Source organism: Salinivibrio sp. KP-1, assembly GCF_000968645.1.
Taxonomy (GTDB): Bacteria; Pseudomonadota; Gammaproteobacteria; order Enterobacterales; family Vibrionaceae; genus Salinivibrio; species Salinivibrio siamensis.
On the sequence record NZ_LAQR01000002.1, the window covers coordinates 260,800 to 282,842 of the forward strand.

At 51.6% G+C, this 22,043-nt stretch carries 18 protein-coding genes and 6 tRNA genes; 23 read left to right on the forward strand and 1 reads right to left on the reverse strand.

The window, feature by feature from the left end; genetic code table 11:
* Positions 1 to 58 precede the first annotated feature (58 nt).
* The 12 genes from relA to rpoS all read left to right on the forward strand — a co-directional run bounded on the left by relA (position 59) and on the right by rpoS (position 12,430).
* Positions 59 to 2,275: a GTP diphosphokinase gene (gene relA, locus WN56_RS05660; protein WP_046074093.1), complete on the forward strand. Its 2,217-nt coding sequence runs from the start codon at positions 59 to 61 to the stop codon at positions 2,273 to 2,275.
* 50 nt (positions 2,276 to 2,325) lie between these two features.
* Positions 2,326 to 3,123, forward strand: coding sequence for a nucleoside triphosphate pyrophosphohydrolase (gene mazG, locus WN56_RS05665; protein ID WP_046074094.1), 798 nt, complete (start codon positions 2,326 to 2,328; stop codon positions 3,121 to 3,123).
* Between the two features lie 151 nt (positions 3,124 to 3,274).
* A complete protein-coding gene (locus WN56_RS05670) occupies positions 3,275 to 4,909 on the forward strand; it encodes a CTP synthase (RefSeq protein WP_046074095.1) in 1,635 nt (544 codons plus the stop codon).
* A gap of 76 nt (positions 4,910 to 4,985) precedes the next feature.
* Positions 4,986 to 6,284 (forward strand): phosphopyruvate hydratase, encoded by a 1,299-nt coding sequence (gene eno / locus WN56_RS05675; protein ID WP_046074096.1) that lies wholly within the window; start codon positions 4,986 to 4,988, stop codon positions 6,282 to 6,284.
* A 158-nt stretch (positions 6,285 to 6,442) separates the two neighbouring features.
* The gene (gene ftsB, locus WN56_RS05680) at positions 6,443 to 6,721 is read left to right on the forward strand and encodes a cell division protein FtsB (RefSeq protein ID WP_046074097.1); all 279 of its coding nucleotides are present in this window, start codon (positions 6,443 to 6,445) and stop codon (positions 6,719 to 6,721) included.
* Between the two features lie 42 nt (positions 6,722 to 6,763).
* Positions 6,764 to 7,480 carry a 2-C-methyl-D-erythritol 4-phosphate cytidylyltransferase gene (ispD, locus tag WN56_RS05685; protein ID WP_046074098.1) on the forward strand — a complete coding sequence of 239 codons (717 nt, stop codon included), beginning with the start codon at positions 6,764 to 6,766 and terminating at the stop codon, positions 7,478 to 7,480.
* Positions 7,477 to 7,959 carry a 2-C-methyl-D-erythritol 2,4-cyclodiphosphate synthase gene (ispF, locus tag WN56_RS05690; protein ID WP_046074099.1) on the forward strand — a complete coding sequence of 161 codons (483 nt, stop codon included), beginning with the start codon at positions 7,477 to 7,479 and terminating at the stop codon, positions 7,957 to 7,959. Before ispD ends, ispF begins: the two co-directional genes overlap by 4 nt.
* Complete coding sequence (gene truD, locus WN56_RS05695; RefSeq protein ID WP_046074100.1) at positions 7,956 to 8,990, forward strand: tRNA pseudouridine(13) synthase TruD; 1,035 nt, start codon at positions 7,956 to 7,958, stop codon at positions 8,988 to 8,990. The genes ispF and truD overlap by 4 nt, the downstream gene beginning before the upstream one ends.
* Positions 8,974 to 9,711 (forward strand): 5'/3'-nucleotidase SurE, encoded by a 738-nt coding sequence (gene surE, locus WN56_RS05700; RefSeq protein ID WP_046074101.1) that lies wholly within the window; start codon positions 8,974 to 8,976, stop codon positions 9,709 to 9,711. Before truD ends, surE begins: the two co-directional genes overlap by 17 nt.
* Positions 9,712 to 9,796: 85 nt before the next feature.
* On the forward strand, positions 9,797 to 10,417 hold the full coding sequence (locus WN56_RS05705; protein ID WP_046074102.1) for a protein-L-isoaspartate(D-aspartate) O-methyltransferase: 621 nt from the start codon (positions 9,797 to 9,799) through the stop codon (positions 10,415 to 10,417).
* Positions 10,418 to 10,451: 34 nt separating this feature from the next.
* Positions 10,452 to 11,354, forward strand: a complete 903-nt coding sequence (locus WN56_RS05710) for a peptidoglycan DD-metalloendopeptidase family protein (RefSeq protein WP_046074103.1) — start codon at positions 10,452 to 10,454, stop codon at positions 11,352 to 11,354.
* Between the two features lie 101 nt (positions 11,355 to 11,455).
* Entirely contained in the window at positions 11,456 to 12,430 is a 975-nt protein-coding gene (rpoS, locus tag WN56_RS05715) for an RNA polymerase sigma factor RpoS (protein WP_046074104.1), read from the forward strand.
* Positions 12,431 to 12,556: 126 nt separating this feature from the next.
* Here rpoS and mutS read toward each other — a convergent pair whose 3' ends face one another.
* Entirely contained in the window at positions 12,557 to 15,103 is a 2,547-nt protein-coding gene (gene mutS / locus WN56_RS05720) for a DNA mismatch repair protein MutS (protein ID WP_197075739.1), read from the reverse strand.
* A gap of 144 nt (positions 15,104 to 15,247) precedes the next feature.
* Between mutS and WN56_RS05725 the strand changes: the two genes are divergently transcribed.
* The 11 genes from WN56_RS05725 to WN56_RS05775 all read left to right on the forward strand — a co-directional run bounded on the left by WN56_RS05725 (position 15,248) and on the right by WN56_RS05775 (position 21,570).
* Complete coding sequence (locus WN56_RS05725) at positions 15,248 to 15,733, forward strand: CinA family protein (protein ID WP_046074216.1); 486 nt, start codon at positions 15,248 to 15,250, stop codon at positions 15,731 to 15,733.
* A gap of 132 nt (positions 15,734 to 15,865) precedes the next feature.
* A complete protein-coding gene (gene recA / locus WN56_RS05730; RefSeq protein WP_046074105.1) occupies positions 15,866 to 16,915 on the forward strand; it encodes a recombinase RecA in 1,050 nt (349 codons plus the stop codon).
* The gene (locus tag WN56_RS05735; RefSeq protein WP_231637412.1) at positions 16,915 to 17,382 is read left to right on the forward strand and encodes a regulatory protein RecX; all 468 of its coding nucleotides are present in this window, start codon (positions 16,915 to 16,917) and stop codon (positions 17,380 to 17,382) included. Before recA ends, WN56_RS05735 begins: the two co-directional genes overlap by 1 nt.
* A gap of 128 nt (positions 17,383 to 17,510) precedes the next feature.
* Positions 17,511 to 20,093, forward strand: a complete 2,583-nt coding sequence (gene alaS, locus WN56_RS05740) for an alanine--tRNA ligase (RefSeq protein ID WP_046074106.1) — start codon at positions 17,511 to 17,513, stop codon at positions 20,091 to 20,093.
* A 442-nt stretch (positions 20,094 to 20,535) separates the two neighbouring features.
* Positions 20,536 to 20,733, forward strand: a complete 198-nt coding sequence (gene csrA, locus WN56_RS05745) for a carbon storage regulator CsrA (RefSeq protein ID WP_046074107.1) — start codon at positions 20,536 to 20,538, stop codon at positions 20,731 to 20,733.
* Positions 20,734 to 20,932: 199 nt separating this feature from the next.
* Positions 20,933 to 21,025 (forward strand) — tRNA-Ser (locus WN56_RS05750).
* A gap of 24 nt (positions 21,026 to 21,049) precedes the next feature.
* Positions 21,050 to 21,126: transfer RNA gene (locus WN56_RS05755), tRNA-Arg, on the forward strand.
* Positions 21,127 to 21,134: 8 nt separating this feature from the next.
* Positions 21,135 to 21,227, forward strand: a tRNA-Ser gene (locus tag WN56_RS05760).
* Between the two features lie 31 nt (positions 21,228 to 21,258).
* Positions 21,259 to 21,335, forward strand: a tRNA-Arg gene (locus WN56_RS05765).
* Between the two features lie 55 nt (positions 21,336 to 21,390).
* A tRNA-Arg gene (locus tag WN56_RS05770) sits at positions 21,391 to 21,467 on the forward strand.
* Between the two features lie 26 nt (positions 21,468 to 21,493).
* Positions 21,494 to 21,570: transfer RNA gene (locus tag WN56_RS05775), tRNA-Arg, on the forward strand.
* Positions 21,571 to 22,043 lie beyond the last annotated feature (473 nt).

Sequence of the window (22,043 nt, forward strand, 5' to 3'; positions counted from 1 at the left end):
GGCCTGTCGATACGGATACGCCTCTCTTGTCACTCGAGAGATAAGGATAGGAACGGTTATGGTTGCGGTACGAGAAGCCCACCTACACGAAGACGAAGCGTTTGATCTCAATACCTGGGTTCAACGGTTAGGGCAAGATCCCTCAACCACTCAGGCGTTGGTAGATGGTTATCAATACTGCCGAACATTGAGCGACGATGAAGCCGTGCTCAGCCAGCCACTATGGCGTGGCCGGGAGATGATTGAAATCCTCGTCACCTTGAGCATGGATGCTGATACCTTATTGGCAGCCCTGTTTTTCCCCGTGGTTGAGGCGGAGCTTATCAGCCTAGATACCCTTGCGGACGCTTACTCAACCTCTATCGTCAAACTGATAGAAGGGGTACAACAGACGGCGGCCATTCGCCACTTAAATACCCAAACAGAGACAGAAGCAACCTCGTCTCAGGTTGATAACGTACGTCGTATGCTGTTATCGATGGTGGAAGACTTTCGCTGCGTGGTGATCAAGCTGGCGGAGCGCATCTGTCATTTACGCGAAGTGAAAGAGGCGGAGGAATCTGTCCGCCAACAAGCGGCAAAAGAGAGCGCCAACATTTATGCCCCCTTGGCTAACCGGTTAGGTATTGGTCAGTTAAAGTGGGAGTTGGAAGACTACGCGTTCCGTTACCAGCATGCGCAAACCTACAAACAAATCGCCAAGCAACTCGCGGAAAGACGGATTGATCGCGAAAACTACATCACTGATTTTGTCGACGATCTGCAGCAGGCGATGGAAGCGTCCAACATCAATGCGCAAGTCTATGGTCGCCCCAAACACATTTACAGCATCTGGCGTAAAATGCAGAAAAAGAACCTGCAGTTTGACGAGTTGTTTGACGTGCGTGCGGTACGCATCATCGCAGAAGAGCTACAAGATTGTTACGCCGCGTTAGGGGCCGTGCACACCAAATTCCGCCATCTGCCCAAAGAGTTTGATGATTACGTCGCCAACCCGAAACCCAATGGTTATCAATCCATTCATACTGTGGTGCTGGGGCCGGAAGGTAAACCGGTAGAAATTCAAATCCGCACCAAACAAATGCACGATGATGCAGAGCTTGGAGTCGCCGCACACTGGAAGTATAAAGAAGGGGCGGCCAGTGGGCGCAGTGGGTACGACGAGAAAATTACCTGGCTGCGTAAACTGTTGGCATGGCAAGAAGAAATGTCAGACTCGGGTGAAATGCTCGATGAGCTGCGCAGCCAAGTGTTTGACGACCGGGTTTATGCCTTTACCCCGCGCGGCGATGTCGTGGACTTACCCAGCGGCGCCACGCCGTTGGATTTTGCTTACCATATTCACTCCGAGGTAGGGCATCGGTGTATCGGAGCGAAAGTGGAAGGGCGTATTGTCCCGTTCACTTATCACCTTCAAATGGGCGACCAGGTAGAAATCATTACTCAAAAAGAGCCCAACCCCTCGCGAGATTGGCTAAACCCCAGCCATGGCTTTGTGAATTCGAGCCGGGCACGCGCCAAAATCAATGCTTGGTTCCGCAAACAGGATAAAGATAAGAACATTGCCGCGGGTAAAGAGATTTTGGATACTGAGCTGCAAAAAATCGGTGGTACCAGCAAAGACGCTCAACTCGCGCTCAAACGCTTTAATGTGAATACACTGGATGAGCTCTACGCGGGAGTTGGTAGCGGTGATTTGCGTATTAATCAGGTGGTTAACCATATCAATGGCCTGATTAACAAGCCAAGTCTTGAAGAAGAAGAGCAACAGCTTTTAGAGAAGCTGCAACAAAGTGAGCAAAAGCCGAATACGGGCAAGGCGCACCGTGATGCAGTGGTTGTGGAGGGGGTTGATAACTTAATGACTCACCTTGCGCGTTGTTGTCAGCCATTACCCGGTGATGAGATCAAAGGTTTTGTCACCCAAGGGCGGGGTATCTCTGTGCACCGCGCTGATTGTGAGCAACTCAACGAACTGAGTCATCACGCGCCCGAGCGCATTATTGCCACGGTTTGGGGTAAAGGGCACATTGGTCAGTACCATGTGCGGATCCGCTTATCTGCCAATGAGCGTACCGGGTTGGTCAAAGACATCAATACCGTGCTCAGCAATGAAAAAGCACGCGTAGCGGGCATGCAAAGTCGCGTGGATTACAAAAAACAAATGTCTATTATGGATTTTGATTTAGAAATCTCCGATCTCGACACCCTGAGCCGCGTGGTTAACCGGCTTGAACAAGTAAAAGATGTGGTCGAGGCCAAACGTCTTCGCTAATCATCCTTCGCCCTGTCTCGACAGGGCGTTTTTTTAGAAGGAATGCTTTTATGGCTCCTATCGAGCAATTACTGACCATTATGGCGACCTTACGTGATCCCGACAAAGGTTGTGATTGGGACAACGCGCAACACTTCGCCTCCATCGTGCCTCATACGCTAGAAGAAGCCTATGAAGTGGCGGATGCCATTGAACGTGAAAACTGGTCAGACCTAAAAGATGAGCTCGGTGACCTACTTTTTCAAATTGTGTTCTACAGTCAATTGGGGCGGGAAGAAAACCATTTTGATTTTGAGGATGTGGTGCGCGGCATTTGCGACAAACTCATCCGTCGTCATCCTCATGTTTTTGGTCCCAAAGATGCGCAGGGAAAGCCTTTAATGGCACCAGATTGGGAAGGTATCAAAGCGAAAGAGCGCGCCGAGAAATCGTCCTCTGTGCAACCGGAAAGTGTGCTCGATGGGGTGACACAAGGCTTACCCGCCTTAATACGAGCGTATAAATTGCAAAAGCGTTGTGCGCGTGTGGGCTTTGATTGGCCGACTGTCGCCCCTGTGATAGATAAAGTGCGGGAAGAGATTGAAGAAGTCGAGCAAGAGCTGGCGCAAACTTCTGTCAATCAGGCACGTGTGGAGGAAGAAGTCGGGGACTTGTTATTCGCGGTGGTAAATTTGGCTCGCCACCTAGGGACAGATGCCGAGCAAGCCCTACGCCGTGCCAACCAAAAATTTGAATCTCGCTTTCGTAAGGTTGAAAACCACTTACGTGATAATGAAAAAAACATTCAACAATGTCAGCTAGATGAACTAGAATCGGCATGGCAGGCCGTCAAAAAGGCGAATAAGTAAATATCCTGTAATTGGCATAATTGATTTGTGACAATTAAAAACACCAGGGTGTGTGGTAGCTTTCACATTGTGGGAGTCAATGGGGTCTGGTATCATAATGTCCCGTCCAGAACTTCATTAATTTCCTCTAAATCCAACTCTCAGGTTTAGCATGACGACGAACTACATTTTTGTTACGGGCGGTGTTGTATCCTCCCTCGGTAAGGGTATTGCTGCAGCCTCATTGGCAGCCATTCTTGAAGCGCGTGGCCTTAACGTCACCATCATGAAACTCGACCCTTATATCAACGTGGATCCAGGGACAATGAGCCCTACCCAGCACGGGGAAGTATTCGTCACGGAAGACGGCGCAGAGACCGACCTTGATCTCGGCCACTACGAGCGCTTTATCCGCACCAAAATGACCAAGCGTAATAACTTTACCTCTGGTCGTGTGTATGCGGATGTACTGCGCAAAGAGCGCCGTGGAGATTACCTGGGAGCCACCATTCAGGTGATTCCACACATCACCAATTCGATCAAAGACCGCATCATCGCCGGTGGTGAAGGTCACGATATTGCCATTGTCGAAATCGGCGGGACAGTGGGCGACATTGAGTCGCTGCCGTTTTTAGAAGCGATTCGCCAGCTGACCGTTGAAGTCGGCCGCGAACATGCCATGTTTATGCACTTGACTCTGGTCCCTTATTTGGCGGCCGCGGGTGAAGTGAAAACCAAGCCAACGCAACATTCGGTGAAAGAGCTGCTATCGATTGGTATCCAGCCTGATGTACTGGTGTGTCGTAGTGAGCGCCCGATCCCGGCCAATGAGCGCGCGAAAATTGCGCTGTTCTGTAATGTGGCAGAAAAAGCCGTGATCACCATGAAAGACGTAGATTCTATCTACAAAATCCCATCACTCATCCGCTCTCAAGGCCTGGATGATCTGGTTTGCAGCCGTTTTGGCATTGAAGCGGCGGAAGCTGACCTGTCAGAGTGGGAACAGGTCAGCTACGAAGAAGCCAACCCAATGGGCGAAGTGACCATTGGTATGGTGGGTAAATATATCGAGTTGCCGGATGCGTATAAGTCTGTCAACGAAGCGTTGAAGCACGGTGGGTTGAAAAACCGTCTCACCGTCAACATCAAGTATGTAGACTCGCAAGATCTTGAAACACGTGGCACGGAAATGCTGCAAGACTTGGATGCTATCTTGGTACCAGGTGGATTTGGTGACCGAGGTGTAGAGGGCAAGATCCTAGCGGCACAATATGCGCGTGAAAACAAACTGCCCTATCTCGGCATTTGCCTAGGAATGCAGGTTGCCCTGATTGAATACGCGCGTAACGTCGCGGGTATGGAAGGCGCAAACTCGACCGAGTTTAACAAAGAGAGTAAATACCCAGTGGTGGGTCTGATCACCGAGTGGGTGGATGAAGAAGGCAAAGTGGAAGAGCGCAGTGAAACCTCTGATCTGGGCGGTACCATGCGTCTTGGCGCACAGCTTTGTCATCTTACGGAAGGGTCTAAAGCACACCAGCTTTATGGCAACACGCAGATCCACGAGCGTCATCGCCACCGTTATGAAGTGAACAACTTATTGCGTCCGCAGCTAGAAAAAGCGGGGCTTTCAATCTCAGGCTTGTCTGCAGATAAAAAGCTGGTGGAGATCATCGAGAACCCTGAGCACCCATGGTTTGTTGCGTGCCAGTTCCACCCAGAATTCACGTCGACACCACGTGATGGCCACCCACTGTTTGCCGGGTTTGTTGCGGCGGCAGGCAAAAAACAGCGCGGTGAGCTATAACCGAGATTCGAGCGGTCGCCTGAACGTAGGCAGCCGCTTTTATTTTTAAAAACAATGACAGACGAGAGGAATCACAATGTCTAAGATCGTTAAAGTTCTAGGCCGTGAAATCATCGATTCACGCGGTAACCCAACCGTTGAAGCTGAAGTACACCTAGAAGGTGGCTTCGTTGGTATGGCGGCAGCACCTTCAGGTGCATCAACGGGTTCTCGCGAAGCGCTAGAACTGCGTGATGGTGACAAGTCACGTTTCATGGGTAAAGGCGTTCTAAAAGCGATTGAAGCGGTTAACGGCCCAATCGCCGAAGCCCTACAAGGTAAAGACGCGAAAGCCCAAGCCGATATCGACCAAGTGATGATCGATCTCGACGGCACTGACAACAAATCTAAATTTGGTGCGAATGCTATCCTGGCGGTGTCTCTTGCTAACGCAAAAGCAGCTGCGGCTGCGAAAGGCATGCCTTTGTTTGAGCACATTGCTGAACTAAACGGCACGGCTGGTCAGTTCTCAATGCCTCTGCCAATGATGAACATCCTTAACGGTGGTGAGCACGCGGATAACAACGTTGATATCCAAGAGTTCATGATCCAGCCTGTTGGCGCGAAAACCCTGAAAGAAGCACTGCGCATCGGTGCGGAAGTATTCCACAACCTCGCAAAAGTACTGAAAGCCAAAGGCCTAAGCACTGCCGTGGGTGACGAAGGTGGTTTTGCACCGAACCTAGAATCAAACGCTGCTGCACTGGCTGCGATTAAAGAAGCGGTTGAGCAAGCGGGCTACGAGCTGGGTAAAGACATCACTCTTGCGATGGACTGTGCGGCGTCTGAGTTCTATGACAAAGAGCAAGGCATCTACAACATGAAAGGTGAAGGTAAAACCTTCTCTTCAGAAGAGTTTAACCATTACTTGGCAAAACTGGCTGAAGAATACCCAATCGTGTCTATCGAAGATGGCCTAGACGAGTCAGATTGGGATGGCTTTAAGCACCAAACTGAACTGCTGGGTGATAAACTTCAGCTAGTGGGTGATGACCTGTTCGTAACCAACACCAAGATCCTCAAAGAAGGTATCGACAAAGGTGTGGCGAACTCTATCCTGATCAAGTTCAACCAGATCGGTTCTCTGACCGAAACGCTGGCGGCGATCAAGATGGCGAAAGACGCAGGCTACACAGCCGTGATCTCTCACCGTTCAGGTGAAACAGAAGACGCCACCATCGCTGACTTGGCGGTTGGTACGGCTGCAGGCCAAATCAAAACCGGTTCGATGAGCCGTTCTGATCGTGTGGCTAAGTACAACCAGCTAATCCGTATTGAAGACGCGCTGGGTGAAAAAGCACCATTTAATGGTCTAAAAGAAGTGAAAGGCCAATAATCGGCACTTAAGCACTTTTTGCCAAAAAGCCGTCCCGTTTAACGGGGCGGCTTTTTTCATTTAGGAAAACCATGACACCAGCCAGCGGATCCGCTAGCCTATGCGGTTAGTCAATCAGGGTGTGAATACCCTGAGCCGATATTGGAAGGAGTACAGGTATGAGGCTGCTATCGGTTGCACTGTTTCTCACGCTCGTGTGGCTGCAGTACGAACTGTGGCTGGGTAAAAATGGCGTGACAGACTATTGGCAAATTGAAGCCAATGTCGCCGTACAGCAACAAGCCAACCAAAAACTCGTTAAGCGTAACCAGCAAATGTACGCAGAAATTGCGGATTTGAAGCGTGGGCAAGAAGCGATTGAAGAGCGCGCACGCAATGAGCTGGGCATGATAAAGCCGGACGAGACATTTTTCCGATTAGTCGATAAATCCCAGTAACTGACAGCCGTTGACTGGCGGTACAACCAAAGAAGATAACTTGTGGTCGAACAACCCCCTTTGCAGCACAACACCGCTTTACAGCCCGGAATAAGCGCCGTGGTACCTGCCGCAGGTGTCGGCAGCAGGATGCAAGCTAGCTGCCCGAAACAATACCTCCCTCTAGCCGGCAAAATGTTGATTGAGCATACCGTTGAGCGTTTACTCTCTCACCCTGCCGTGGCTGACGTGATCATCGCCATTGGTGCTGACGATAGCTACTTTGCGCACACTCGCTTGAGTGAGCGTCCGAATGTGCGTGTGGTCTTGGGTGGAGCGACGCGTGCCGCGTCGGTGCAAGCTGGACTCGATGTGGTCAATACGCAATGGGTGATGGTGCATGATGCCGCACGCCCTTGTGTGTCGCATGCCGATATCGACGCCTTGATTAGACAGGCGCAATCTCACCCGGATGGCGCCTTACTCGCGGCGCCGGTTAGAGACACCATGAAGCGTGCGGACGCGCAAGGGCAGGTGGCTCACACTGTCGAGCGTGAGGCGCTTTGGCATGCATTGACCCCACAAATGTTTTTAACCCAAACGCTAATCCAGGCACTTAATGTGGCAGGCGATCAGGTGACTGACGAAGCGTCTGCCGTTGAAGCGCTTGGGGGGAAGCCTGTGCTGGTCCCTGCCAGTGCCAGCAACATAAAAGTCACCCACCCTGAGGATAAGTGGTTGGCCGAGTTTTACCTTTCACAACAAGAAGGCAAATCATGATTCGAATTGGACATGGGTTTGATGTACACAAATTTGGTGGTGATGGCCCGGTGATCATTGGTGGTGTGGCTGTGCCTTATGAGCAAGGGTTGCTTGCGCACTCGGACGGTGATGTGGCACTCCATGCACTGTGTGATGCTCTGTTGGGCGCGATTGCTGCCGGTGACATTGGCCAGCATTTCCCAGACACCAGTGATGAGTGGAAAGGCGCCGACAGCCGTATGCTGCTGCGCGACGTTTACCGCAAAGTACAAGACAAAAGCTATCGCTTGGGCAATGCAGATATCACTATCATCGCGCAAGCGCCTAAAATGGGCCCACATATCGACGCAATGCGTGAAACCATCGCCAGTGATTTGTGTGTGACGGTGGATGCGGTTAACGTCAAAGCCACCACCTCAGAGCGTTTGGGGTTTACCGGACGCAAAGAAGGCATTGCCTGTGAGGCGGTGGTGCTATTAAACAAAGAGGCCGTATGACAGACTTACTCGCGCCCTTGGCTTACTTACATGGCCAACCGACACAGTCAGGAACGTTAAAAGCGTCACCGGACGATTTTATTGTCTCAGAATCCCTGGGTTTCACCCCATCAGGTCAAGGTGAACACTTTTTAGTGCGAATTAAAAAGCGTGGTGAAAATACCAAATACGTCGCCAATGAGCTGGCAAAAGCCTGTGGGGTTAGCTCGCGGCAAGTGAGCTGGGCGGGCCTTAAAGATCGTCACGCCGTGACAGAGCAATGGTTCAGTGTTCATCTGCCAGGCAAAGCGGATCCGGATTTAGCGGCGTTTGTCCAAAATCATCCAGGCGTTGTGAGCATTGAAGGGACAGCCCGGCATCAGCATAAATTGCGCCCTGGCGATCTGACCGGCAATCAGTTCACGCTCTGCATTCGTGACCTGGCGTCGCCACAGGCTTTAGTGCCGCGCTTAGCCGCGATAGCCGAGCAGGGCGTGCCCAATTACTTTGGTACACAGCGCTTTGGCCGTGATGGCAATAATGTTGAGATGGCGCGCGCCTGGGGACGTGGAGAGAAAAAAGTCCGAGACAAAAGCAAACGCAGTTTTTATCTCTCAGCAGCCCGATCGCTGCTGTTTAATCAAGTCGTCTCTGCACGAATAGAGGCGGATGCCTTTACCTCTACCTTGGCGGGTGACCTGTGTCTCGACGCGCAGCAGCAAACGTACTTGGTTGAGCAGGCAGGGCAGTGTCATTCTGCGATCACCGGCCCTCTGACCGGCGATAATGCGTTGCCCACTGAGGGGCAAGCACAGCACTTTGAGCAAGCGGTGGTCGACAAAGAGCCTGAGCTATTAGCCGTGATCCGTGATAATCGCATGCGCCATGACCGTCGTGTGTTGTGTTTACTGCCGCAAGCGATGACCTGGACACACGATGCTGACACCTTAACCGTGAGTTTCTTTTTACCCGCGGGCGCATTTGCCACCGCGGTGATGCGAGAGTTAGTCGTCGCGAGCCCACAAGGAGAGCACAATGCGAATATTGATTAGTAACGACGACGGTTACCATGCCCAAGGGATCCAAACCTTGACCGAAGCGTTATCGACCATCGCAGATGTGGTGGTGGCCGCGCCGGATCGTAATTGTTCAGGCGCGTCAAATTCACTCACATTGGAAAACCCCTTACGCGTGCGCGAACTTGGACCTCAGCGTTATGCGGTTCAGGGGACCCCCACAGACTCGGTGCATTTGGCGCTACGGCAATTGGTACCCTGGGAGCCTGATTTTGTGATCACTGGGATTAACCACGGTGCTAACCTCGGTGATGATGTGCTTTACTCGGGGACAGTGGCCGCGGCGACAGAGGGCTTTTTCCTGGGCGCGCCAGCTATTGCAGTCTCACTATGTGGTCACCAACACTTTGAGACAGCTGCGCATGTAGTGAAACAATTCTTAGCCAAGAACCAGCGCCATGCCGCGCCCAGCCACCGCCTCATTAATATTAATGTGCCCGATGTGCCAATCGATAGCCTAGAGGGGTGGAAAGTGACACGTCTTGGCGCCCGTCATCATGCCGAAGACGTGATAAAACAAAGCGATCCGCGGGGCAAACCGATATACTGGGTCGGTGCGCCAGGTCAAACCCAAGATGCAGGGCCGGGAACCGATTTTCACGCCATTGCGGCGCAGTACGTTTCTATTACGCCACTGCAGGTAGACTTAACCGCCCATGATACCCTAGGCGTGTTTTCACAATGGTTAAGTGAGTAGGCGGCAAACACGTCATCGTTGGTGAGCCGCATTGAGGCGGCAACCGTTTCAATAGACTTATACTCAGTGATAAAGGAAGCAGACGTTGAGTCAAGCGCAATCACTTATTCAATTTTTGCAGCAACAAGGTGTGACTGACACCGATGTGCTAAACGCCATGCAGGCGGTGCCTCGGCATTTATTTGTCTCTGAAGCCATGACCCACCAAGCTTACGGTAACAATGCGTTACCTATTGGATGGGGACAAACTATTTCACAACCTTATATTGTGGCTAAGATGACATCATTGCTCAATTTGCGACGCGATAGTCGCATTTTGGAAATTGGCACCGGATCGGGTTATCAAACAGCGGTCCTCGCTAACTTGGTTGATCATGTTTATTCTGTCGAGCGGATCAAACCATTACAAATGCTGGCCAAACGGCGCTTAAAGCAGCTAGATATTTATAATGTGTCGACAAAACATGGAGATGGTTGGCAAGGGTGGCCGTCGAAGGGCCCTTATGATGCGATCATGGTAACAGCGGCCGCGGCCCACGTGCCCGACGCGCTGTGCGATCAGCTCAATGATGGCGGCGTGATGCTTATTCCGATTGGTGATGATGAGCAAATATTGATGCGCGTCACTCGCCAAGGCACCACTTTTCACACCGAGACGGTTGAATCGGTTAAATTTGTTCCCCTGGTGGCAGGTGAGCTGGCATAAACTGTCTCAGAGATGGAGCTGTGTTTAAAAACAGATGAAAATCGCGCTTTTTCTGTCACTGTTAGTGGTTATATCTGGTTGTTCCTGGCGAGGGCCGGCACCGGTATCCAGCGTGACACCAGACTATACCAGCGTTGATAGAGGCAGCTATCGCGGCAGTTATTACGAAGTGAAGAAAGGCGATACCCTCTACTATATCGCTTATATCACGGATCGTGATATCGACGACATCATCGAACACAACAATCTACAGCCTCCCTATACCATTTATCCCGGGCAGACACTGGCTTTGTGGAAGCCCGCCTACCAACGCCCTGACGTGGCCCAATCCACATCAGGCGCGACAAATGTGGCCTCTGCCACAACGTCAGCTGCAAGCGCGAGCGTGGCAGCAGCATCTTCTAGAAAAAGCGCCAACCCTAGCAAATTCGAGGAAAAAAAGAAGTCTAAAACCGCGACTAAACGCACAAAAGGCGTTGAATCGGGGTCATCGTCGAGGTACAGTCAAACGAAAGAAAAAAGTAAACAGGCTGTTAACAAGCGGACCGCCAGCCCATCTAACCAACAGATAAGCTGGCAATGGCCAACCAGAGGCCGGATGGTGTCCCGATTTTCTAGCACAGAGCGAGGCAATAAGGGCATAGATATTGCTGGACAACGAGGACAGGGCATTCAGGCAGCGGCAGATGGAAAAGTCGTGTACGCCGGCAGTGCGCTTCGGGGTTACGGTAAATTAATAATAGTGAAACACAATGATGATTATCTAAGCGCCTATGCGCATAACGATAGTTTTTACGTTTCAGAAGGCCAAGCTGTCAAAAAGGGGCAGAAAATAGCTTCCATGGGCAGTTCTGGTGCAAACAGTGTTCGGTTGCATTTTGAAATTCGCTACAAAGGAAAATCGGTCAATCCGTTACATTATCTGCCAAAGCGGTAGCACAGGGTAACCAAGGTGATATCGCCGCAGCCACCAATGTGACGGGGCCGGTATAAGCAGAAATGCGTTCTGCTTAGCTGCTACGTCATAAGGGAGGCGCTATGAGCCAAACAAATACCGCAAAGAAACTGGACGGCTTGAACCAAGACGTTGAATTCGACACTGTGGAAGCACAAGCTGACGAGGTGCTCGAAGAAGTCGAAGAGGCAGTACAGCAACAAGCGGCCACTTCAAAGGCCTCTGATGCCACCCAACTCTACCTCAGCGAAATTGGCTTTTCACCGCTGCTTACCGCTGAAGAAGAGGTGCTCTACGCACGTCGAGCGCTGCGCGGTGACGAGGTTGCTCGCAAGCGTATGATTGAGAGTAATCTTCGCTTGGTGGTGAAAATCTCACGTCGCTATTCTAACCGTGGTTTAGCGCTGCTCGATTTGGTCGAAGAAGGAAACCTCGGCTTGATCCGTGCGGTGGAGAAGTTTGACCCTGAACGCGGCTTCCGCTTTTCAACCTATGCAACTTGGTGGATTCGTCAAACCATTGAACGTGCCATCATGAACCAAACGCGTACCATTCGCCTGCCTATTCACGTGGTGAAAGAGCTGAATGTGTATCTGCGCACGGCGCGCGAGCTGGCGCAAAAGCTTGACCATGAACCGACCGCTGAAGACATCGCGGCGCAGCTTGATAAGCCAGTGGAAGACGTGAACCGGATGCTTCGTCTTAACGAGCGTATTGGCTCTGTGGATAACCCAATTGGCGGCGATTCAGAAAAAGCCTTGCTAGACATCATTCCAGATGAGAAGCAAGACGGCCCAGAGTACACCACACAAGACGATGACATGAAAAAGTCGATTGTGCAGTGGCTACAAGAGCTTAACCCTAAGCAGCGAGAAGTGTTATCACGTCGTTTCGGACTTTTGGGTCACGAAGCGTCAACGTTGGAAGATGTGGGGCGTGAGATTGGTTTGACTCGCGAGCGAGTACGTCAAATCCAGGTGGAAGGGCTACGCCGCTTACGCGACATGCTGACGCATCAAGGACTGAGCATTGAATCGCTCTTTAATGTTGAGCAATAAACGCGCTGTCAATCTCGCATCAGTCATAGCGCGAGACTGACAATCATAGACGCAAATGAAGGGACAGCGATAGCTGTCCCTTTTTATTGGCGGTCATGATGGTTCGCAAGATGACGGCGCGGCTGATTAGCGAGATTGCTGTAACGCCTTGAGGGCATAGAGGGCGTCTAAGGCTTGCCGCGGGGTCATCTCATCAGGGTTTAACGCATCGACTGCGTTATCCAGTTCGCTGGGTTCAGGCAGTAAGGCGAGCTGAGCGGGGGCAGGATCACCGACCGTTTGTTCAGCATTAATGGTATGTTGGCCGCTTTGCTCTAGTTGTGCCAGTTTATGCTTGGCGCGCCGAATCACCGGCTTGGGAACGCCAGCGAGGCTCGCCACGGCCAGACCATAAGACTTACTGGCTGCCCCTTCCTGAACCGCGTGCATAAACGCAATGTCATCGCCATGCTCCATGGCATCAAGATGCACATTCACCAAGCCTTCCATTTGCCCTGGCAGTTCAGTGAGTTCGAAATAATGGGTGGCAAACAAGGTCATTGCTTGGATTTTCTCTGCCAACCATTCCGCGCTGGCCCACGCCAAAGATAAGCCATCGTAGGTGCTGGTACCGCGGCCAATCTCGTCCATCAACACCAAGCTGTTAGCAGTTGCATTGTGGAGAATATTGGCGGTTTCTGTCATTTCCACCATAAATGTGGAGCGGCCGGAAGCGAGATCATCAGAGGCACCAATACGAGTGAAAATGCGATCGACGGGTCCAATGGTTGCACGATCGGCGGGCACATAAGCACCAATATGACTCAGCAAGGTGATCAACGCGGTTTGGCGCATATAAGTGGATTTACCTCCCATATTAGGACCGGTAATGATCAACATTCGGCGCTCAGGACTTAAGGCGATGGGGTTGGGAATAAAAGGATCAGTCATCACTTGTTCAACCACAGGATGGCGACCGGCTTCAATATTGATCCCCGGTTTGTCGCTAAGGGTGGGGCGATGATAATTGAGTGTATCTGCTCGCTCGGCGAGGTTACATAGTACATCGAGCCCAGAGAGCGCTTCAGAGGCATGTTGCAGCTGGGCCAAGTGTGGTAGTAACAAATCAAACAACTCTTCCCACAAACGCTTCTCTAACGCTAACGCATTAGAGCGAGAGCTTAAGACTTTATCTTCGTGCTCTTTTAATTCTGGGATAATGTAACGCTCTGCATTTTTAAGCGTTTGGCGGCGGACATAGTGTGTCGGCACCCGATCGCTTTGCGCGCGGCTGATTTGGATGTAAAAGCCATGGACTTGGTTATAACCCACCTTCAGGGTATCGATGCCATATTGCTCGCGCTCGCGGGTTTCTAGTTCTTCTAAGTAGCGTGATGCGCCTTCCGATAAGTCGCGCCATTCATCCAGTTCCGCGTTGTAACCTGGCGCAATCACGCCGCCATCACGGATCACCACCGGCGGGTTATCGACCACTGCACGGGTGAGCAAATCTTGCAACTCTGGCATCGGTGTGGTGGCAGTGAGGTAATCGGAAAACGCACCGTGATCCAGCTCGGTGAGCAGTGTCTGTACCTCGGGCAGCTGTGCTAATGCGGTGCGCAGCCTTGCCATATCACGCGGACGGGCGGATCGCATTGCCAAGCGAGCCAGTACACGTTCAATGTCGCCGACAGGTTTGAGTGCTGCACTTAATTCCGAGTGTAGGCCACTATCAAGCAATGTCCCGATTGCATCCAAACGTTGGTTGAGTACATGGCTATCGCGTAGAGGTTGATGGAGCCAGCGCTTCAGTAAGCGACTGCCCATCGGCGTCGTCGTCCGATCCAAAACGTCAGCCAGCGTATTGTCGGTGCCGCCAGCGAGGTTTTGGGTGATCTCTAAATTACGCCGTGTGGCAGCGTCTAACACCACAGCGGTGTCTTGCTGATCTTTGATGATGGCACGAATATGGGGGAGCGCGGTGCGTTGGGTTTCTTTGGCGTACTGCAACACACAGCCAGCGGCACAGAGCCCCAGCGTACAGTCTTCCACGCCAAAACCGACTAAATCGCGCGTGCCAAATTGACCGGTCAGTTGACTGCGAGCAGTGTCGAGATCGAACTCCCAAATGGGGCGACGCCTTGCGCCGCGGCTCACCGCAAGTAAATCAGGGTAGGGAAAGTCTTCGGGGTAAAGCAGCTCTGCCGGTTGCGTGCGTTGCAGCTCCGCTTGCATTTGCTCGTAGGTGGCAGGTTCAGTCAGCACGAAGCGCCCTGATGTGATATCTAGGGTGGCAAAACCAAATTGGTCGTTATGACAGGTCAGTGCGGCGACCAAGTTATCAACCCGCTCGCTAAGCAGCGCTTCATCCGATACCGTACCGGGGGTGACGATTCGCACCACCTGGCGCTCAACCGGGCCTTTACTCGTGGCGGGGTCACCTATCTGTTCACAAATCGCCACCGGCTCTCCCAGCTGCACCAGCTTGGCTAAATACCCCTCTACGGCATGAAAGGGCACACCCGCCATGGGGATCGGTTCACCGCCTGAGCTGCCGCGCTTAGTCAGCGAGATATCCAAAAGCTGAGAGGCACGTTTGGCATCGTCGTAAAAGAGTTCGTAAAAATCCCCCATGCGATAGAACAGCAGTTCTTCAGGGTGCTGCGCCTTGAGTTTGAGGTACTGTTGCATCATAGGGGTGTGCTTTTCGAGCGCTTGTACTGTCACGACTAGACCTGCAAAATGGAACATTGAAAAGGGTAGGTAGAATACGTGATCGTACGGCAAAGGGTAAAGTTGCGGTACCGGTTTCTTCACCCTAAACAAAAGGAGTGAATGGTGGAACAGTTATTCTCGCTAGCAAAGCAACTCGGCGACGCCTTATTGGATGCGGGCTTAACGGTGACCACCGCAGAGTCTTGCACCGGTGGCGGTATTGCTTACTGCTTGACGGACGTGCCGGGTAGCTCGCAGTGGTTTCAGCAAGCTTGGGTCACCTATAGCAACCAGGCTAAGCATCAACAGGTGCATGTGCCAGACGATTTATTGACCCAATACGGCGCGGTCAGTGAGCCTGTGGTAACGGCCATGGCAGAGGGCGCACTTAATGAGGCTGCCGCTGACTTGGCGATTGCCGTTAGCGGTGTCGCCGGCCCGAGTGGTGGCAGTGCGGATAAACCTGTTGGCACCGTGTGGTTCGCATGGGCTTGGCATGGCGGCGAAACCGACACTGAAGTGTGTCATTTTGAGGGTGATAGGCGCGCGGTCCGTGAACAAACGGTCGTGCACGCGTTGTCACATGCTCTCATGCGCTTGTCTCCGTAACTGGAGGCGTGTCGCATCACAAAGATTTTTTCTATACAGGGCTAGACACTGTATAAATGGACAGTATACTTAGCCCCAATTACTGATAGCTTTCATCGCATAGCGATAGCGTTTTATTTCCTGGAGACTGAAATGGACGATAACAAAGAAAAGGCGCTCGCAGCCGCACTCGGACAAATCGAAAAGCAATTTGGCAAAGGCTCAATCATGCGTCTGGGTGATGACCGCACTATGGACATCGAAACCGTATCGACCGGCTCTTTGTCTCTCGATATCGCCCTAGGTGCAGGTGGCCTGCCTTTTGGTCGTATTATCGAAATCTATGGCCCAGAGTCATCAGGTAAAACGACGCTGACGCTAGAAGCGATTGCCGAAGCACAAAAAATGGGTAAGACCTGTGCCTTTATCGACGCTGAGCATGCCCTTGACCCTATTTATGCGCGCAAGCTGGGTGTGGATATCGATAACCTTTTGGTCTCTCAGCCAGATACCGGTGAGCAAGCGTTGGAAATCGCTGATGCACTGACACGCTCGGGCGCTGTCGATATGATCGTCATTGACTCGGTAGCGGCATTGACACCTAAAGCTGAGATTGAAGGCGAGATGGGCGACTCACACATGGGTCTGCAAGCGCGTATGTTGTCACAAGCGATGCGTAAGCTCACAGCCAACATCAAAAACAGCAATACTATGATGGTATTCATCAACCAAATTCGCATGAAAATTGGTGTGATGTTTGGTAACCCAGAAACCACGACTGGGGGTAACGCGTTAAAATTCTACGCCTCGGTTCGCCTGGATATTCGCCGCATTGGTGCGATTAAAGAAGGTGACGAAGTGGTGGGGAACGAAACCCGCGTCAAAGTAGTAAAAAACAAAGTCGCTGCACCCTTCAAACAAGCTGAGTTCCAAATCCTTTACGGCCAAGGCATTAACTTGCAAGGTGAATTAGTGGACTTGGGCGTAAAACACAAGCTGGTAGAAAAAGCCGGTGCTTGGTATAGCTATAAAGGCGATAAAATTGGCCAGGGCAAAGCAAACGCATGCAAATACCTAAAAGAAAACCCGCACGTCGCTGAAGAAATCGACACCACCTTGCGTGAGATGCTACTGCAAACCGCACTAAATAACGAAGCGGTCGACGCGAACGCGGAAGCAGAAACCGAGGACGACCAACTGTAATGGCCGCGTCGTGCCAAGAGGTCGCGGTGGGTTTATTGGCCCGCCGTGACCACTCTGTTCACGAACTGCAGCAAAAACTGTCGCAACGCGGCTTTGACCAAGACACCATCGACATCACACTGGAGCAGTGTCTGGCGCGTGGGTGGTTGGATGATGCCCGCTTTGCGGCCAGCTTGTTGCGCCAAGGTGTAAGTAAACACCATGGCTGGTTACGTATTTGCCAAGACGCCAAGCGAAAAGGTATCGACACTGAGTTATTATCACGCGCCGAACAGGAGCAGGAGGTTGACTGGTATGCGCTAGCCAGAGAGACCGCAGAGCGTAAATATGCCTATCTCGATGGTCGCCTTCCGCCTGCCGAGCAAAAGGAAAAAGCCAAACGCATGCGCTTTTTACAGTCACGTGGCTTTAACTTTGATCAAATCCAATACGCACTCAGTCACGACGATCCGGACACGCATTTCTAAACCAATCCCACTCTGTCTCTTTTCCGCACGCGATCGGTTGTTTACAATGGCGTAAATAAAACCATGCTTCCATCGCGTCACGACCATATCTGGTTGCTAACGCAATATTCGATTATCAGGATTAGCCAATGTATATGAGCACTGATGAGATCCGTACAGCGTTTCTCAAGTTCTTTGAAAGCAAAGGGCACCAGATTGTGCCTAGCTCGTCGCTCGTGCCTGCCGATGACCCAACGCTTTTGTTTACCAACGCAGGAATGAACCAGTTTAAAGACACCTTTTTAGGGGTTGAAAAGCGTGACTACACGCGTGCAACGTCAGCACAGCGTTGTGTGCGGGCGGGCGGCAAACACAACGACCTTGAAAACGTCGGTTTTACCGCGCGCCATCATACCTTCTTTGAAATGCTCGGCAATTTCAGCTTCGGTGATTACTTCAAGCAAGATGCGATTCAGTACGCGTGGACGTTTTTGACTGAAACGATTGGCTTGCCAAAAGAAAAGCTACTGGTGACTGTTTACAAAACCGATGACGAAGCGTTCGATATTTGGCACCAGCAAATTGGCGTGCCTGCGGATCGCATTGTGCGTATTGGTGATAAGGAAGGCGGTAAGCCTTACGAGTCAGACAACTTTTGGCAAATGGGCGATACTGGGCCATGCGGACCATGCAGTGAGATCTTTTATGATCACGGTGAGCATATCTGGGGCGGTCCTCCAGGCACGCCAGAAGAAGACGGAGATCGCTTCATTGAGATCTGGAATATCGTCTTTATGCAATTCAATCGTCAAGCTGACGGTACGATGGAGAACCTACCTAAGCCGTCAGTGGATACCGGCATGGGGATTGAGCGGATTGCGGCCATCAAGCAGGGCGTCCATTCCAACTATGAAATTGATGTTTTCCAGCAATTAATTAAGCAAGTCGCGGAGATCATCGGGGTTGAAGATCTGACTAACCAGTCTTTGCGCGTGGTGGCAGACCATATCCGCTCTTGTGCGTATTTGATTGTTGATGGCGTGATGCCATCGAACGAAGGGCGGGGCTATGTGTTGCGCCGTATTATTCGCCGCGCGGTTCGTCATGGTAACAAGCTCGGCAGCAAAGACGCGTTTTTCTACAAGTTGGTTGGTCCTCTCGCCACCATCATGGGGACGGCAGGTGAAGACTTGCGTGCGCAGCAAACCATGGTGGAAAAAGTCCTTAAGATTGAAGAAGACAACTTTGGCCGCACGCTTGAGCGTGGCATGTTGATGTTGGAAGAGGCTTTGGACAAGGTTAAGGGTGACGAGTTGGATGGCGAAACTGTCTTCAAACTCTATGACACATACGGCTTCCCAGCAGACTTAACTAACGATGTTGCGCGTGAGCGCGGTTATCGTATTGATGAAGCCGGCTTTGAAGCGGCGATGGCAGCCCAGCGTCAGCGCGCGCGGGAAGCCGGGCAGTTTGGCACCGACTACAACCAAGCGATAAAAGTGGAGCATGGCTCGGACTTTTGTGGTTACACAGGGACAGAAGGCACCGGTCAGATCACTGAGATTTTTGTCGACGGAGATACCGTTGATAGCCTGGTATCAGGCGATAAAGCGGTCGTGATCCTTGACCACACCCCTTTCTACGCCGAGGCTGGTGGCCAGTGTGGTGATACAGGGGTGATAGAAACAGACCAAGGGCAATTTACCGTGACGGATACCCAAAAAGCGGGGCAAGCCATTGCGCATTACGGTAGCTTGTCGGAAGGGCAACTGAGTGTCGGGACACAAGCAACCGCTCGCGTCGATGCAGAGCGTCGTCACGCGGTAGCGATGAATCACTCCGCCACCCACTTACTGCACGCCGCGCTGCGTGAGGTACTGGGGGAGCACATTGCGCAGAAAGGCTCGCTCGTCCGGCCTGATGGTTTGCGTTTTGACTTCTCACACCTTGAACCTGTCACCGCTGACGAACTCAAAGCGGTTGAGCGGATCGTGAATCAGCAAATCCGTGAAAATAGCCCCGTGCAGACTGAGGTGATGGATATCGAAGCTGCCAAGCAAAAAGGGGCGATGGCACTGTTTGGTGAGAAGTACGATGACCAAGTGCGCGTACTGAGCATGGGCGACTTCTCTATCGAGCTGTGTGGCGGGACACACGCGACGCGTACAGGTGACATTGGGATGTTTAAAATCGTCTCGGAAGCGGGTATCGCGGCCGGTGTGCGTCGTATTGAAGCCATTACCGGGCAAGCGGCCATTGATAGCGTTTATCAGCAACAGGCGGACTATGAAGCCAAGCTTGACGATGCCCAGAGCAAAGCGAAAGCGTTAGAAAAACAAATTCAGCAGCTTAAGCAGAAATTGGCCGCACAAGAAAGTGCTGGGCTGATCAATCAAGTCCGTGAGCTAAACGGGGTAAAAGTGTTGATTAGCCAACTTGATGGCGCGGATAACAAAGCGCTACGTAGTATGGTTGATGATCTGAAAAACCAAATGGGTAGCGGTATCGTGCTGCTCGGCAATGTGGCTAATGACAAAGTCGGCCTGATTGCGGGTGTCACCAAGGATTTGACCGGCACGGTAAAAGCGGGTGAACTGGTCAACCTTGTCGCGCAACAAGTGGGTGGCAAAGGCGGTGGTCGTCCTGATATGGCGCAAGCGGGGGGCAGTGATGTGAGTGCACTGCCTAGCGCGCTAGCCTCAGCAGAGACATGGCTCACTGAGCAGTTGTAATACACTTTTGTTTTTATTGAAAAGTCAAGAGGGTCGCGTATTGCGACCCTTTTTTGTGATCTAGATTAATAATTGCACTTTTTTTCTGATTCTGTATAGTGCAACGCCTTAAGCGCTGTGTCAGCGGTAAGACGTGATATTGGTTAGATTTTGTCGCCACGCTGGCCAATGCAGCACAGATTTCTCTTACACTGTTATCTCAGGTCAATCGCCTCCACGGCTAACGGCATGATGATAAAACAGTAAATTTCTCTGCCCTTTTCTGGATATGGTGTGATAATTCGGCCATAGTGTGGAATACGGACGCGAGTAAGCGCCCGTATTGGCATCATGAGCAGGGAAAGAATCCAACGATCACAGGTAACGGGCCGATACGCTGGCGGGTTATCTGGCTCAGACACTAATTGAATAAGTAAAAGATTGATACTCAAGGAGTAGAAGCATGCTGATTTTAACTCGCCGTGTGGGCGAAACCTTGATGATTGGTGATGAAGTCACTGTCACTGTATTGGGTGTAAAAGGTAACCAAGTCCGTATTGGTGTGAATGCACCGAAAGATGTTTCGGTTCATCGTGAAGAGATCTACATGCGTATTCAGGCCGAAAAAGGCGCGCCTTCAGGTGGTCAGAGCGACTACTAACAAGGCAAGAAGAGGTCGACCACAGGTCGGCCTTTTTTATCGCCGCTTTTCCCATAAAATCAGAATGAAACGGCGATAAATCCAACAATAAAATCGGGCTGTGGGTGATAATTGTCCATTTGTTGGTGGCAAGACGATTTTTGCCAGAAAAGTGTTTGACATATATGTGGCTCAAAGTAATATGTGCACCCGCAGCGACGGTGAGGTGGCCGAGTGGCTGAAGGCGCTCCCCTGCTAAGGGAGTATACGGTTTGTAGCCGTATCGAGGGTTCGAATCCCTCCCTCACCGCCATGTTGTTGCAAGCAAGATAGATGCGCGTCCGTAGCTCAGCTGGATAGAGTACCTGGCTACGAACCAGGCGGTCGGAGGTTCGAATCCTCCCGGACGCGCCACTACTTGCGGTGAGGTGGCCGAGTGGCTGAAGGCGCTCCCCTGCTAAGGGAGTATACGGTTTGTAGCCGTATCGAGGGTTCGAATCCCTCCCTCACCGCCATGATTTACAAGCCTGCCTTGTAGTAAGATGTGCGTCCGTAGCTCAGCTGGATAGAGTACCTGGCTACGAACCAGGCGGTCGGAGGTTCGAATCCTCCCGGACGCGCCATCTCTTCACGGAAGACCCGCAAGATTGTTCATGATGAACGTAAGATTGACGACACGCGCTCGTAGCTCAGCTGGATAGAGTACCTGGCTACGAACCAGGCGGTCGGAGGTTCGAATCCTCCCGAGCGCGCCATCTTCAATCTTAGCCAATCCGTCAGCGCGTCCGTAGCTCAGCTGGATAGAGTACCTGGCTACGAACCAGGCGGTCGGAGGTTCGAATCCTCCCGGACGCGCCATTTTGGCTCCCCTTCGCACATCGCCTCGCGGCATGACTTGTCGCCAATCGGGCAAAACCGACCGTTTTCGCGTCTTCATCCTCGTTTCTGTGACGTCCTCTTATTTCAACACGTTTACCTTCTTGCTGTTTATCATCCCGGAATGTTTGTCGTGCCCGGCTTTCAACGATCTTGGTCGCTTTCGGAAAAACGCTTTTTCCATAAGTGCTACAGTCGTGAGGCTGGCATTGCTTTTCTCGACAGTAGCGCTCTGCCGCTCGCCGTTGCTACTCGCCTGCTGACCGTGAGTTTGCATAAACATCCCGTTGATCCGTCTTTTTTAATCAGTGAGTGAAAATGCCCATTAACGGACGTTATGAGGTAACAAAAACGCAATAGTCAGATTGTCATTTATGCGAATTGTTAGTATTTTGAACGCCGATGATGAATTTGCCACCAAGATAAATGGATAATAACGGGGCAATCACTGCTTC

Bases quoted from the DNA above. Each gene is read 5' to 3' on its own strand.
- truD (WP_046074100.1), top strand. From the start codon at position 7,956: ATGACAGACTTACTCGCGCCCTTGGCTTACTTACATGGCCAACCGACA.
- WN56_RS05735 (WP_231637412.1), top strand. From the start codon at position 16,915: ATGGCCGCGTCGTGCCAAGAGGTCGCGGTGGGTTTATTGGCCCGCCGT.
- relA (WP_046074093.1), top strand. From the start codon at position 59: ATGGTTGCGGTACGAGAAGCCCACCTACACGAAGACGAAGCGTTTGAT.
- ftsB (WP_046074097.1), top strand. From the start codon at position 6,443: ATGAGGCTGCTATCGGTTGCACTGTTTCTCACGCTCGTGTGGCTGCAG.
- WN56_RS05710 (WP_046074103.1), top strand. From the start codon at position 10,452: ATGAAAATCGCGCTTTTTCTGTCACTGTTAGTGGTTATATCTGGTTGT.
- mutS (WP_197075739.1), bottom strand. From the start codon at position 15,103: ATGATGCAACAGTACCTCAAACTCAAGGCGCAGCACCCTGAAGAACTG.
- eno (WP_046074096.1), top strand. From the start codon at position 4,986: ATGTCTAAGATCGTTAAAGTTCTAGGCCGTGAAATCATCGATTCACGC.
- WN56_RS05670 (WP_046074095.1), top strand. From the start codon at position 3,275: ATGACGACGAACTACATTTTTGTTACGGGCGGTGTTGTATCCTCCCTC.
- alaS (WP_046074106.1), top strand. From the start codon at position 17,511: ATGTATATGAGCACTGATGAGATCCGTACAGCGTTTCTCAAGTTCTTT.
- recA (WP_046074105.1), top strand. From the start codon at position 15,866: ATGGACGATAACAAAGAAAAGGCGCTCGCAGCCGCACTCGGACAAATC.
- csrA (WP_046074107.1), top strand. From the start codon at position 20,536: ATGCTGATTTTAACTCGCCGTGTGGGCGAAACCTTGATGATTGGTGAT.
- ispF (WP_046074099.1), top strand. From the start codon at position 7,477: ATGATTCGAATTGGACATGGGTTTGATGTACACAAATTTGGTGGTGAT.
- rpoS (WP_046074104.1), top strand. From the start codon at position 11,456: ATGAGCCAAACAAATACCGCAAAGAAACTGGACGGCTTGAACCAAGAC.
- mazG (WP_046074094.1), top strand. From the start codon at position 2,326: ATGGCTCCTATCGAGCAATTACTGACCATTATGGCGACCTTACGTGAT.
- surE (WP_046074101.1), top strand. From the start codon at position 8,974: ATGCGAATATTGATTAGTAACGACGACGGTTACCATGCCCAAGGGATC.